The 12,823-nt window shown below is 61.2% G+C and carries 11 protein-coding genes; 1 reads left to right on the top strand and 10 read right to left on the bottom strand.

The genetic code is table 11. The annotated features are described in order from the left end of the window. Window positions 1–63 precede the first annotated feature (63 nt). The 7 genes from VMU57_RS19240 to VMU57_RS19270 all read right to left on the bottom strand — a co-directional run bounded on the left by VMU57_RS19240 (window position 64) and on the right by VMU57_RS19270 (window position 7,657). Entirely contained in the window at window positions 64–789 is a 726-nt protein-coding gene (locus VMU57_RS19240; RefSeq protein WP_325386377.1) for a TonB family protein, read from the bottom strand. A 105-nt stretch (window positions 790–894) separates the two neighbouring features. Beyond that, a complete protein-coding gene (gene secF, locus VMU57_RS19245; protein WP_325386378.1) occupies window positions 895–1,857 on the bottom strand; it encodes a protein translocase subunit SecF in 963 nt (320 codons plus the stop codon). 74 nt (window positions 1,858–1,931) lie between these two features. Next, window positions 1,932–3,539: a protein translocase subunit SecD gene (secD, locus tag VMU57_RS19250; protein ID WP_325386379.1), complete on the bottom strand. Its 1,608-nt coding sequence runs from the start codon at window positions 3,537–3,539 to the stop codon at window positions 1,932–1,934. Window positions 3,540–3,696: 157 nt separating this feature from the next. Further along, window positions 3,697–4,014 (bottom strand): preprotein translocase subunit YajC, encoded by a 318-nt coding sequence (yajC, locus tag VMU57_RS19255; RefSeq protein ID WP_325386380.1) that lies wholly within the window; start codon window positions 4,012–4,014, stop codon window positions 3,697–3,699. A 194-nt stretch (window positions 4,015–4,208) separates the two neighbouring features. After that, on the bottom strand, window positions 4,209–4,601 hold the full coding sequence (locus VMU57_RS19260; protein WP_325386381.1) for a DUF3037 domain-containing protein: 393 nt from the start codon (window positions 4,599–4,601) through the stop codon (window positions 4,209–4,211). Then, window positions 4,585–5,367 carry a HipA family kinase gene (locus VMU57_RS19265; protein ID WP_325386382.1) on the bottom strand — a complete coding sequence of 261 codons (783 nt, stop codon included), beginning with the start codon at window positions 5,365–5,367 and terminating at the stop codon, window positions 4,585–4,587. Before VMU57_RS19265 ends, VMU57_RS19260 begins: the two co-directional genes overlap by 17 nt. A 187-nt stretch (window positions 5,368–5,554) precedes the next feature. Beyond that, on the bottom strand, window positions 5,555–7,657 hold the full coding sequence (locus tag VMU57_RS19270) for a M3 family metallopeptidase (protein WP_325386383.1): 2,103 nt from the start codon (window positions 7,655–7,657) through the stop codon (window positions 5,555–5,557). Between the two features lie 123 nt (window positions 7,658–7,780). Between VMU57_RS19270 and VMU57_RS19275 the strand changes: the two genes are divergently transcribed. After that, window positions 7,781–8,284, top strand: coding sequence for a heme-degrading domain-containing protein (locus tag VMU57_RS19275; RefSeq protein WP_325386384.1), 504 nt, complete (start codon window positions 7,781–7,783; stop codon window positions 8,282–8,284). Window positions 8,285–8,442: 158 nt separating this feature from the next. Here VMU57_RS19275 and VMU57_RS19280 read toward each other — a convergent pair whose 3' ends face one another. The 3 genes from VMU57_RS19280 to VMU57_RS19290 form a co-directional block, all read right to left on the bottom strand. After that, window positions 8,443–9,864 carry an NAD(P)/FAD-dependent oxidoreductase gene (locus VMU57_RS19280; RefSeq protein WP_325386385.1) on the bottom strand — a complete coding sequence of 474 codons (1,422 nt, stop codon included), beginning with the start codon at window positions 9,862–9,864 and terminating at the stop codon, window positions 8,443–8,445. A gap of 15 nt (window positions 9,865–9,879) precedes the next feature. Continuing rightward, window positions 9,880–11,010, bottom strand: coding sequence for a tRNA guanosine(34) transglycosylase Tgt (gene tgt, locus VMU57_RS19285; protein WP_325386387.1), 1,131 nt, complete (start codon window positions 11,008–11,010; stop codon window positions 9,880–9,882). A gap of 180 nt (window positions 11,011–11,190) precedes the next feature. Continuing rightward, a partial coding sequence (locus VMU57_RS19290) for a glycoside hydrolase family 92 protein (protein WP_325386386.1) occupies window positions 11,191–12,823 on the bottom strand: 1,633 nt, incomplete at its 5' end.

A 12,823-nucleotide genomic window follows, 5' to 3' on the forward strand; every position in this document is an offset into this window, starting at 1 on the left:
GAACGTGCGATGAAGCTTCAGGGAGGCTCACGGATAGACGGTGCAGAGCCTGCAAAGGTTGTTCTAGCCGCCCATATTGAAGTTGACCGACACGGTCGTATCTACTTCCGTGGGTTCGCCGTTCAGAATATAGGGCTTATAACGCCATGTACGAACGGCGTCGACCGCACTGGCCCGCAACATCTCCGGTCCACTGACCACCTGCAGATTCGTGATCGTTCCAGTCTTGGAAATAATGGCATGCAGAACCACCGTGCCGGAGACGTGCGCCGCGCGAGCGATCGGGGGATAGGACGGGTTGACTCCGCCGATCTTCGAACCGGCGACCACGCCGCTCGAAACGCGAACCGGACCCTTAGGCTTCTCGACGTGGACCACCGGGGTCGGCGCCGTGCCGATGCCGCCCATAACGCCTCCGGGGACACCGCTGCCACTACCCATGCCGCTCATACCGGCAACACCGGCGACCTGTGGAGCGGCTTCCTCCTTCACCATCTTGATGTCCTTGGGGATCTTGGTCGGCGCATGAAGGCCCTGGTCGATCTCCGATACCATCTTGATCGGCTTGACGATCTGCTGCGGCGGTGGCGGCGGTGGCGGCGGCGGTGGCGGCGGCGGAGCCGTCAACATCGCCGTCAACGCGGTGTGCGGCAGCGCGTCAGGATACAGCAGCGGGACCAGGATCATGGTTGCCACGATCAAAGCGTTGAAAATCAGCGTCCCAATCATCCAGTATTTGGACTTGGTCTTGATCTTCCCGCTGGACTCGATCATTGAATCTTCAAACATAATATGCAGCCTCTTTACTGTGAAGAAGAGCTATTTTCTTTAGACACCGCCCCGTCAGGATTTGTTCCCGGAAGAGTTCACGCCCCGGAGATCCACCCAAACGCCCTACGTTCTGACCCTCTTTGCCGCTGGAAGAACGGCCGTCTTGCCCCGCTTGGACCGCCACTCCTGGTACGCCACCAGCATCGGTGCCGCCACGGCAATGGAGGAGTACGTGCCAATCAAAATACCGATGACGAGTGCGAAGGAGAATCCATTCAACACCTCGCCGCCAAACAGATACAAACAGAGCACGGTCAGAAAGGTCAGGCCCGACGAGATGACGGTCCTGCTCAGGGTCTGATTGATGCTCCGGTTCACCAAATCGGCCAGAGGCTCCCTCCGCGAAAGCGCGAGGTTCTCGCGAATGCGGTCGAAGACGACGATCGTGTCGTTCATCGAGTAACCGATCAGGGTGAGGATTGCAGCGATAACGGTAAGCGTAATTTCCTTGTTCGTCAAACTGAAGGCGCCGATGGTGATCAACGTATCGTGGAACACCGCCGCGACCGCCGCCACGCCATAGATCAGCTCGAAGCGGAACCATAGATAAATCAACATGCCCAGCAGTGAGTAGAGGGTCGCCTGGATGGCTTGTTCCTGCAGTTGCTTGCCCGCCGTGGGGCCTACGATCTGCACCTGTTCGATGGTAAAGCCGGAGTCATGATAATTCGCCGAAAGCGCATTTTCGACGGCCTCACGCCCGGCATCGTGCGCCGTATCGGTCGCGGTCGACTCAGGCAGCGAGATGATGACCTTGTTCGCCGCATGGCCGCTGGGATCGCTGACTCGCTGGATGGTGACATCGCGGACGCCTGCCACGTCCATCGCATGACGGATGTGGTCCTCATTCGGCGACTGGTTGAAGTCAACGCGGATCTGCGTCCCGCCCTTGAAGTCGACGCCCAGCGGAATGTGGTGCCAGAACGCCATGCTGAGAATGCCGGCGATCGAAAAAACCAGAGAAAATGCCAGGAAATACCACTTCTTCCCGAGCCAGTCGATATTCGGATTATGAAACAGTTCCACGCTCTTACGCCCTCAGCGGCAGCCCATCGGGCCCCGCAATCTCTCACAACAAAATCTAAACCGACAGCGGCGAACTAAATCGACAACGTCGCGCCGCGTTCTTTTTTCTCCAAAATCGCATCGAAGATCATCCTCGACACATAGACCGCGGTAAACAGGTTGGCCAGAAGACCGAAGACCAGCGTTACGGCAAAACCCTGCACCGGCCCCGATCCAAACAGGAACAGGATCGCCGCCGACACGATGGTCGTAACGTGGGTATCAAAAATTGTGGTCCATGCGTGAGCAAAACCCTGCTGCACGGCGACCGGCGTGCTCTTGCCGTTGCGCATCTCTTCACGAATGCGCTCGAAGATCAGCACGTTCGAGTCGACGCCCATACCAATGGTCAGGATGACGCCCGCGATGCCCGGCAGCGTGAGCGTAGCCCCCGCGAATCCCATGAAGCCCAGCAGGATGACCAGGTTGAGGATCAACGCAAGGTCGGCATTGATCCCGGCGCCCTTGTAGTAGATCAGCATGAAGATCATGACCGCCAACATGCCGGCAACAGCGGCAATGACGCCCTGACGAATGGAGGCTGCACCAAGGCTCGGGCCGACCACGCGCGTCTCAAGATAAGAGATCGAGGCAGGCAGCGCGCCCGTGCGCAGCATCAGCGAGAGGTCCGCCGCCTGCTGCTTGGTGAAGCCACCTGTAATCTCGCCGCTATCGCGAATGGCGCCGTCGATCCCGGCAACTTCCTTCACCTTGTTATCCAGCAGGATGGCCATCGAGCCCGGCGTTGCGCTGCTCTTGCTGTGGGTCGAGGTGTACTTGTAGAAGCGGTCGCCAGCCTCGGTCGTCAGCGTGAAGTGGATGTTCGGACGGCCGTTCTGGTCGGTGGAAGGCTGCGCGTCGCGGAAGTCCGTACCCTCGACCTCGCTGGTGCGCTTCAGCAGCCAGACCTGGTCAGGCATTCCGGCAGAGCCCGATCCGCTCACCAACATGGAATCCGGCGGGATGGCGCCGTTATTGGCCTGCAGCGCATCGGCATCGGTGCCGTAGGGGCCGCCCGCAACCGCATGGATCGACAGCTTGGCCGTCGATTGAATGACGTCTTCCACCTCGGCAGGGTCCTTCACGCCGGGCAGCTCGACGAGGATCTCGTTCTCGCCAAGGCCGTACTTCTGAATCTGCGGCTCGGTCACGCCCAGCTTGTCGATGCGCGCCCGAATGGTGTCGATCGACGTATTGAGCGTCCGCGTGTACAGGTCAGAGATCGCCGACTGCTTCATGGTCAGCGTCGAGTTGCCCGCCGAGTTGCTGGCCACATCGTAGTTGGCGTAGTCGTTGCCCTGAATCACGCCGCGAGCGTCCGCCAGCTTGGTCGACGGAACTCCGCTGATGACGATGGTCTCGGGGTTCTGAGGATCGGTCTTGCCCACCGTCGCCCCGGTAATGCCGGCCTTCTGCAGGTCGGCTTCGAGCCGGGCGACGTCATGGTCGGTCGTCGAGGTCAGCGCCTCCGCAACGTGTACCTGCAACACAAGGTGAACGCCGCCCTTGAGGTCGAGCCCCAGATTGATATGCCTCAGAATCGACTGCTTCAGGCCACCATGAGGTATGCCAAGGAAGCCAAAGACGAAGACCAACAATATCCCTACGATGAATGCCGCTTTAGCGGTCAGATTCTTGCTCATGATCTTTATTGAAGGTGCGGCTGGCAGAGCCGTGCTGCTACTCCGCCATCGTCATCCTTACTTCTTCCTCGTCCGTAAATTAACGGTTGAATCTCTGCCTGCGTAACTTTGCTAAATCAATCTGCTCAAACGAGCCTTATCGAATGCCCTGCAAATTCTATGCTGCCGGGGTATCTGTCGTCACGGCGGCGACCGCCTGCTTGGCGAACTCCAGCTTCACTCCGTCCGGCTGCACGCGCAGGATGAGGCCATCATCCTTCACCGTGATAATCGTTCCCTTGATGCCGCCATTGGTGGTGACACGGTCGCCGGCCTTCAACTCCGACAACATGTTCTGCCACTTTTTCTGCTTCCTCTGGTTGGGCACAATCATCAAAAAGTAAAGCGCGACAAAGAACAGGATCGGCAACGCCAACCCGCCTAAATTGCCCAACCCGAATCCGCCTGCCGCACTCTGCAACCAAATTGCCAGCATCAATAAAACTCCGTTCCACCGCTTAAAAATTGCAGCCTGCGCTGTTTAGAAACGTGCGCAACCGAAGCGCTCGAACCGACGCGGCTTCGCTAACAGGCCATAAAAGGGTGCCTAGCCCCTAAGCATCGCGTAACCGTTCGCCTCTGTCAAGGCGGCGACGGCGCGAACATGCATCAAGCCGCGCCAAATCGGGCTCACCCCGCCAGCAGACGCCGCGAAAGCTGCTCGATCGTCTGCCCCATCGTCAGCTTTGGCGTCTCGCACAGTCCGGTATGCACCGGCGAGACCTGGATGATCGTGCTCCGCGGCGAGACCAGCCAGTGAAACCGCTCGCGCTGGCTCAACTGTGCAATCGGCCCGGCTGAGGGATCACCCGCGCAGATCTTTGGGATCGCCTCCAAGTGCTTTCGCACCAACTCGATATCGATCTCCGGCCACAACGCCTTCAATCGTGCCTCGTCCACCTGCACCCGCGCCTCGAGAAAGCGGTGCTCCAGGCAGAAGAGAATGACGCCCGCATTGATAAACTCTCCCCGCTCGACGCGCGGGACCACACGCACGACGGCGTAATCAAACGAGCTGGGCACGGGCACGGATCGCCTCCTCAACAAATTTCGATGAACCGTTCAGCCGCCGCGTGAAGAAGTCGAGATAGACCGCTCGCTTCTCCGTCGCACTCAAATCCTTCGCCTCCGGCAGCAGCCACGCCTCCGGCACAGCGTCTAGAATTGCGCAGAAAACCTCCGCATTCAACAGCTTGTGCGCCGTAGCGTCGGACTCTTTCAGAGCACTCGCCCAGGGCAGCAGGATATGCTGCTTGACCTGCGCGAACGCATTCTCCGCCTTGCCCGCCATGCTCTTCCAGTCGTGGTGAAAGTACAGCGCAGCGCCATGGTCGATGAAGTAAAGCTCCCGGTGCCAGCACAAAAGATTCGCATTGCGCGGTGTGCGGTCCACATTGGCCACAAACGCGTCGAACCACACTGCCAGCGACGCCGTCCGCGCATCGGCTGTATCTCCCGCCGCCGGATCGAACATCGACGACCCCGGCAGATAATCCAGCGCCAGGTTCAACCCCACGCTCGCCCGCAGCAGGTCGCGAATCTCCTCGTCCGGCTCGTTCCGGCCCAGCGCGGCGTCGACTTCTACCAACACCAGCTCAGGAACGCGCAGCCCCAGCGCGCGACCAATCTCGCCAGCCACCAGTTCCGCCACCAGCGCCAGCGGCCCTTGCCCGGCGCCACGAAACTTCAACACGTACAGACCCAGATCGTCCGCCTCGATAATCGCAGGCAGCGATCCGCCCTCGCGCAGCGCCGTAACGTACTGTGTCGCTCGAACCGTTCGAATCATTCCCTCACTCTAGTGACTACTGCAAAAGCCCACTGCGCGTGGGGCGGTCACTTCGTGACGTGTATACCCCTTCGGTTGCGGCTCCCGATGGTCGCTGAAAGATTCTACCGCCGACCAACGGGAGGCCCAAGGCGAAGCCGGTACACTCCCCACGAAGTGGGTGCCGCCCGCGCAGGGCGCACTACCCTCATTTGGCCTTGGGCGGAGTTTGAAACTCCACCATCATCCACGTCTTCAACGCGTCGATACTCTGCGGACGCCCCATAAAGTCCTTCACCAGCACCGCCGCAGGTTTAGTGGCGCCCGGCTCCAGCACCGACCTGCGATAGCGCATCGCCGTAGGCCCATCCAGCAAATTGCCCTTGTCGAACTGGGCGAAGAAGTCGACCGCAATCACCTTATCGAGCACATAGGTGTAGTAGTTCGAAGCATATCCAGCCAGATGCGTAAAGCTGGTATACATGCGGTCGCCATCGACAAACGTGAACGGCGAAAACCGCTTCGTATCTTCCTGCAGCAGAGCATCGAAGTCCACATCGGCGGGCGGGCGGTCGTGCAGTTGCAGCGCGTAGTTCGAATACAGCAACTGCCGCTGCACCCAGCGTCCGCGCCCATAGGCATCGGCAGCGTTCATCCGCTCGAACAGGTCGGCAGGAATCGTCGCGCCAGTCTTATAGTCCTTGGCAAACGAAGAGATGATGGTCTTGTCGCGGAACATCTCCTCCAGCATCTGCGACGGAGCCTCGACGAAGTCTCCTTCAACATTGAAGCCGCCCTGCCCCGACCAGCGCCCCTGCCCTCCAAGCACGTGGTGCATCAAGTGGCCAAACTCGTGGAAGAACGTCACCACCTCGCTGTACTCCATCAGCCCCGGATCGCCCGCCGTGCCGCCGGAGAAGTTGCAGATCAGTGCACCCTCGGGAAGCTGCCGCCCACGGATCCCCGGAACCAGCGGCGCACTGGAGAACCACTTGTCCTTGCCCTCGCGCGGGTGCATGTCAAGATAAATTCTGCCCAGCTTCTTGCCCTTATCCGGGCTCGCGGCATCGAACACATCGAAGACCGCCACCGAGGCATCCCACGTCTTCGCGTCCGTCACCTGCCTGAACTCCACATGGAACAGCCGCGCCGCTGTCTTCAAAATCCCCGCCTGCACCTCGTCGTAAGCAAAGTAAGGCCGCACGCTCTGCGCGTCGAAGTCATACTTCGAGCGTCTGTACTGCTCCGACCAATAGCTCGCATCCGCATCCGAGATGCCGGTCAGCCCCGGCTGCTGCTTCTGCGCGAACTCGAGCAGCTCCGCATACTCCCGCTTGCCGATCTCCCGCGAAGCATCGTTCACCTGGTTCAGAAACGCCTTCAGATTACTCGCCGATCCGATCATCTGGTCCGCCGTCGCCAGGTCGGCATAGGTGGCATAGCCCAGCGTGGTCGCCAACTCCTGCCGCGCCTCCAGAATGTCCTTCAGCACCGATACGTTCTTCGGATAAGCCCGCTCCGTATACGCGAGAAACATGCGCTTGCGCAGATCGGCATCCTTGGCGAAGCTCATCACCGGCGTGCTGTCCGGTGAATCCGTCGTCAGCGTATACGTCGCATCGGCGGCAGGCTTGTGCCGCGCAATGTAGTCGGCAGGCAGACCATCGAGCTGGGCCTTCGTCGCCGTCACCTTGCGCACATCGTCGGCGATGTTCCTGCCGAAGACCAGCGTCGTCTGTGTAATGCGGTCCTGCAACTGGCGAATCTTCGCTCGCGTGGCATCGTCCTTGTCCACACCGGAGAGCCGATACTCCAGCAGCGTCCGCTCCAGATAGTGCTTGGTCGCCGGATCGTTCGCAGGCAGCGGCACCGCAACCAACGCCTCGTAGACCTTCCGGTTCAGGCTCAGATCGGTGCTCGCCGACGAGATCGCCGACACCATCGCCTGCCCTTTGTTGCGCAGATCCGCAGCATCGCCCACCGCAAACATCAGGTAAGCCTCGTTGCCTGCAATCGCCAGCTCATTCTGCGCTTCGTCGAAGGGCAGCAGCGTATTCTCCACCGTGTGCGCGCCCTCGACCGAGATCACCTTATCGATATCGGCCTGCGCCGCCGCCAGCCGCTGATGCACCCACGCCTCGAGCGACGCCGGATCGGTACCCGCATTCCACGCATGAAGAGGATCACCGCCCTGTGCCTTCGCCTGTACCGGCGCTGCAATCGAAATAGCCACGATCAGCGACCCCGCTCCAACGATCCACATACCACTACGCACAACTTGACCAGCCCTCGACAGGAATTCAATGGCCACATAAGCCTCCTCGTGTAAAAAGGTTGAAGCTGCAAACACTTTCGTTCCGCGAGTATATCGCCGCGAAGCCGCCGAAAAGCGCGAAGCCAACGAAAGAAAGATGCAGCCAAAAGGAATTTGCCCATGGCCCTCTCTGAAGACCTCGCCCTCATCGCCCGCCAGGAAGCCGAACTCGTCTTCGCCGCCTTCGACGCAGAGACCGCATGGCGGCTGGGCCTCTCCCTGCGCGAGCTCGCCGTCACTCGCGGCCACTCTATCGTCATCGACGTCCGCCGCTTCGGCCAGCCGTACCATCCGCTCTTCTACACCGCACTCACCGGCACCACACCCGACAACGCCCGCTGGGTCCAGCGCAAGTCGAACGTCGTCGCCCGCTTCCACCGCAGCTCCTACCAACTCGGCCTCTACCTCAGGCACAATAACACCACGCTCGCCGAAAAATACTCACTGCCCGACACCGACTATGCCACCCACGGCGGCAGCTTTCCCATCCACGTCGCTGGAGCAGGCATCATCGGCTCTGTTACCGTCTCCGGCCTGCCGCAACGCGAAGACCACAACCTCGTCGTCGAAGCCCTCTGCCACGAACTCCAGCGAGACCACGCCGCCCTGCGCCTGCCCGATTAGAAACTCCGCGCTACTGCGCCAGAAATAAATAGGGAAATCACTCTCGCCTCCAGGTACCCCAAGGATTCAGCCTTGGGTCTCTCTTGTGCAGCCACAAAGGGCTTTAGCCCTGGGGTATGCGCTCCTCTGTGCCTTCGAGACGCCAAAGTTCAGCACCGCTACCCCAGATCCTCCAGCGCCCGCAGCGCCGCCAGATGCCCGCACATTCCATGCACGCCGCCCCCCGGCGGCGTCGAGGCCGAGCACAGATACAGCCCCTTCGTTCCCGTCCGATACAGCGACATCGCTGGCCGGGCCACCATCTGCCCCAGCGTCATCGCACCGCCTGAGATATCGCCGCCGATAAGGTTCGCGTCCCACTGCTCCAGCGCCCGAGTCCCCATCGTGTGCCGCGCCAGCACGCACTCACGAAACCCCGGCGCAAACCGCTCCACCTGCGCCTCAATCGCCTCGACTGCCGAGCCCTCCCACCCATTCGGCACATGGCAATAGGCCCATGCCGTATGCTTTCCCGCAGGCGCCCGTGTCACATCGAACAAGCTCGGCTGCGTCACCAGCACAAAGGGCCGCGCCGCTACCTCACCGCCCCACGGAGCACTCTCCGCAGCCGCGATCTCCTCCATCGTTCCGCCCACATGCACCGTAGCCGCTCGCAGACACTCCTTCGCCCGCCATGGAATCGGCCCGCTCAGCGCCCAATCCACCTTGAACACACCCGGCCCATACGCAAACCGCTCCATCTTCTCCGCATACTCCAGCGACAGCCGCTCCCCGGCGATCTGTCGCAACTGCCGCGGCGAAACATCGCACAGGATCGCATCCGCATCCCCCAACTCACGCAGATCCGCAATCCGAGTCCCAGTCCGAATCTCTCCGCCCAGGCTCACAAAATATTTCGCCAGCGCATCCGACAACGCCTGCGCTCCACCTTCGACGATCGGCCACCCCACAGCATGAGCGGTCGCAGCGAAGACTAACCCCACCGCCGCGGTCGCTACACTCTCCAGCGGCCTCACCGAGTGCGCCGCACATCCCGCAAATAAGGCCCTGGCACGCTCGCCGCGAAACAGCATCTTCTCCAGCGCAGTCGCAGGCAGCATCGCGAACAACCCAAATCGTCCCAGCAATAAAGGATGCCGCGGCACATGCACCACAGGCCCAAGAAGCTCGCCGCACAGCTTCGGCCAGCCTTCGACCAGCGGGCCTATCAGTCGTCGCCAAGTGTCGCCATCCACACCAAGTCCAGCCGCAGTGGCCTCTATGCTGTGCTCCAGCATCACTGCGGTGCCATCGTCCAAAGGATGCGCCATCGCCGCCCCAGGCTCGATCCAACGCAGCCCGAACCGCTCCAGCGGAAGCTCGCGAAAAAAGGGTGAAGCCACACCGAACGGATAGACCGAAGACCCCACATCGTGCCGAAACCCTGGCAGCGTCAACTCTGCCGTCCGCGCCGCGCCGCCCACAGTCTCCGCAGCCTCAAAGACAGTCGTAGCCACGCCAGCCCGAGCCAGAGTAATCGCTGCGCTCAACCCATTCGGTCCCGCTCCGACAATCGCCGCCCGCCTCATCAAGCCGAGCATAGCGCATTCTCTCCTTTACTCCGCCAGATCGCCCCGCACCCGAGCCATGGTATCCAGATAAAAAGCCAGGTTGTGTACCGAATTAAGTGTCAACCCCAACGCCTCGCCCGACACAAACAGATGCCGCAGATAAGCCCGCGAGTACCTTCGGCAAACCATGCAGCCACACGACTCATCGATCGGTCGCGCATCCTCCGCATACTCCTTGCGCTTGATGTTCATCCGCACCACCGGCCCACCCGCCTCCTCGCGCATAAACACCAACCCATGCCGCCCGGCACGCGTCGGCAGTACACAATCCATCATGTCCACGCCCATCCGCGCATACTCTTCGATCTCGTCGGGATAACCCACGCCCATCACATAGCGTGGCTTGTCCTTGGGCAGCCACTCCAGCGTGCGCGCAATCATCTCCCGCGTCACCTCGCGCGGCTCGCCGACGGCCAACCCGCCAATCGCGTACCCCGGCAGCTCCATCTCCACCAGCCGCTCGGCTGATTCCTTTCGCAGATCGGCGTACATCCCACCCTGCACAATGCCGAACAGGCTCTGCGTCTTGCCGCCGCGCTCCGCAAACCACGGCACGCGTTCCTTATTCGCCTCAAAGTGATCCTTTGACCGCTGCGCCCAGGCATGCGTCAGCCCCATCGAATCCCGCGTGCGCTCATACGTTGCCGGATGCTCGACGCACTCGTCGAAGACCATCATCACGTCCGCACCCAGCGCAATCTGCACATCCATCGAGTGCTCGGGCGAAAAGAAATGCTTGCTCCCATCGAGATGCGAACGGAACTCCACGCCATCCGGCGTCACCTTGCGCAGGCTACTCAAACTGAAGACCTGAAAGCCGCCCGAGTCCGTCAGCATGGGGCGTTCCCAGCTCATGAACTTGTGCACGCCGCCCATCCGCGCAATCAGCTCATGCCCCGGCCGCAGATAGAGGTGATACGTATTCGCCAGAATGATCTGCGCACCCACGCCATCCGCGCCGATCTCCTCCAGCACGCCCTGCTCGACCGCCTTTACGCTCGCCGCCGTCCCCACCGGCATGAACACTGGGGTCTCCACCACACCATGCGGCAGCACCAGCCGCCCGCGCCTTCCCCCCCCTACATCCGTTCGATCAACCTGAAACTCAAGACCCATCCCAAGATTGTAGAAGGTGGCTTCCAACAAGCCGCTCGCCACCAAACTGCGCCATCCCGACCAAAGGAAGCACACGTCAGCTCGACAGGGGTGCAGCAGAGTGGAGAAACCCCTGTATTTCGCTCCATTAGTCCTGAAACGAAGCCATGCCTTCTGTGAAACGCCGATGGCTCTGCCGGATCAATGCGCCTCCGACATGGAAAATGGCCGCGCCGCCACCGACGTGGCCCACGTCTTATTCGGCTTATCACCCATCACAAAGCGCAGCTCACCACCTCCAACAATCTCCTCCTGCCGCAGAAAGCTCCGCGTCAGCGGCTTGCCGTTCAAGCTCACGCTCTCCACATAGGGATGGCTCGCGCTCAACCCCTCCGCCACCACCACAAACTTCTTTCCGTTCGGCAGATTCATCGTGGCCCGCTCCACAAACGGCCTCCCAATCACATACTCGTTCGACGCCGGAGCCACCGGATAAAATCCCAGCCCGGTAAAGATCATCCACGCCGACATCTGCCCCAGATCGTCGTTGCCCACCAGCCCATCGGGAGCAGGCCGGTACTGGCTCTCCACAATCTGCCCCAGCCGTTCCTGCGTCCGCCACGGCTCGCCCGCATAGTCGTACAGATACGCCAGATGATGGCTCGGCTCATTGCCGTGCACATACTGTCCAATCAACCCCGCCATGTCCTCCACATCCGCATACTGCTTCGGATCGACCTTCGCGTCGAACATCGCATCGAGCTTCGCTACCAGCTTCTGGTCGCCGCCCAGCAGCTTGATCATCCCCGCCTCGTCCTGCGGCTCATACCACGAGTACTGCCACGCATTGCCCTCGGTAAATCCGCTGTCCGCGCCTGCACGCGCCGGATCAAAAGGCTCGCGCCAGCTCCCATCCGCCAGCCGCGGCCGTACAAACCCCACCTTCGGATCGAAGACATTCTTCCAGTTGCCTGCACGCTTCTCGAACCGCTCGGCGATGTCGTTGCGGCCCAGCTTGCGCGCCAGCTTCGCAATCGTCCAGTCGTCGAAGGCGTACTCCATCGTCTGCGAGACCGCCTCGTCATGCGAGTTAGGCGCGCCGCCATCGACCGGCACATAGCCCAGCTTTATGTACTCGCCCAGATGCCCATACGGTGCATAGTCCGCCGTCGCCACCATCGCATCCAGCGCTTTGTTCGCGTCAAAGCCGCCGATGCCCTTCATGTACGCATCCGCAATCTCCGGCACCGCATGGTAGCCGATCATGCACCACGTCTCGATCCCCTGGAACTGCCACACCGGCAGCATCCCAAACGGGCTCTCCTGCTGCGAGGCCAGCATCGACCGCACCAGATCGCTGGTGCGTGCCTCCGGCTCAATCAGCGTCATCAACGGCTGCTCCGCGCGATAGGTGTCCCACAATGAAAGGCTCGAAACAAACTGAAATCCCTGCGCCCGGTGCACCTGGTTGTCCGGCCCGCGATAGCTTCCATCCACATCCATCGACAGGCTCGGAGCCAGCAGCGCATGATAAAGCGCCGTATAAAGATTCTTCCGCATCGCCGGCTCGGCCTCGAAGCTCACCGCGCTCAGCGCCCTCTCCCAAGCCGCTCGCGCCGCCACATGCACAGCATCGAAATCAAACCCCGGCACCTCGGCATCGAGATTCGCAATCGCACCATCCTCGCTCACCGGCGAGATCGCCACCTTCACCACCAGCGGCGCGCTCAGCCTGCCAAAGTCGAACGTAGCAATCAGCCCGCGCCCCTCCATCGCCTGCGTATTCTCGGGCGTGTCCCCCGGCGTCTTGAAGCCCTTGTACTCCACCGGCAGC

Origin of the sequence: Edaphobacter sp. (assembly GCF_035532915.1) — a bacterium.
Classification (GTDB): Bacteria; Acidobacteriota; Terriglobia; order Terriglobales; family Acidobacteriaceae; genus Edaphobacter.

Bases quoted from the DNA above. Each gene is read 5' to 3' on its own strand.
- tgt (WP_325386387.1), bottom strand. From the start codon at position 11,010: ATGGGTCTTGAGTTTCAGGTTGATCGAACGGATGTAGGGGGGGGAAGG.
- VMU57_RS19265 (WP_325386382.1), bottom strand. From the start codon at position 5,367: ATGATTCGAACGGTTCGAGCGACACAGTACGTTACGGCGCTGCGCGAG.
- VMU57_RS19240 (WP_325386377.1), bottom strand. From the start codon at position 789: ATGTTTGAAGATTCAATGATCGAGTCCAGCGGGAAGATCAAGACCAAG.
- yajC (WP_325386380.1), bottom strand. From the start codon at position 4,014: ATGCTGGCAATTTGGTTGCAGAGTGCGGCAGGCGGATTCGGGTTGGGC.
- VMU57_RS19275 (WP_325386384.1), top strand. From the start codon at position 7,781: ATGGCCCTCTCTGAAGACCTCGCCCTCATCGCCCGCCAGGAAGCCGAA.
- secD (WP_325386379.1), bottom strand. From the start codon at position 3,539: ATGAGCAAGAATCTGACCGCTAAAGCGGCATTCATCGTAGGGATATTG.
- VMU57_RS19280 (WP_325386385.1), bottom strand. From the start codon at position 9,864: ATGCTCGGCTTGATGAGGCGGGCGGCGATTGTCGGAGCGGGACCGAAT.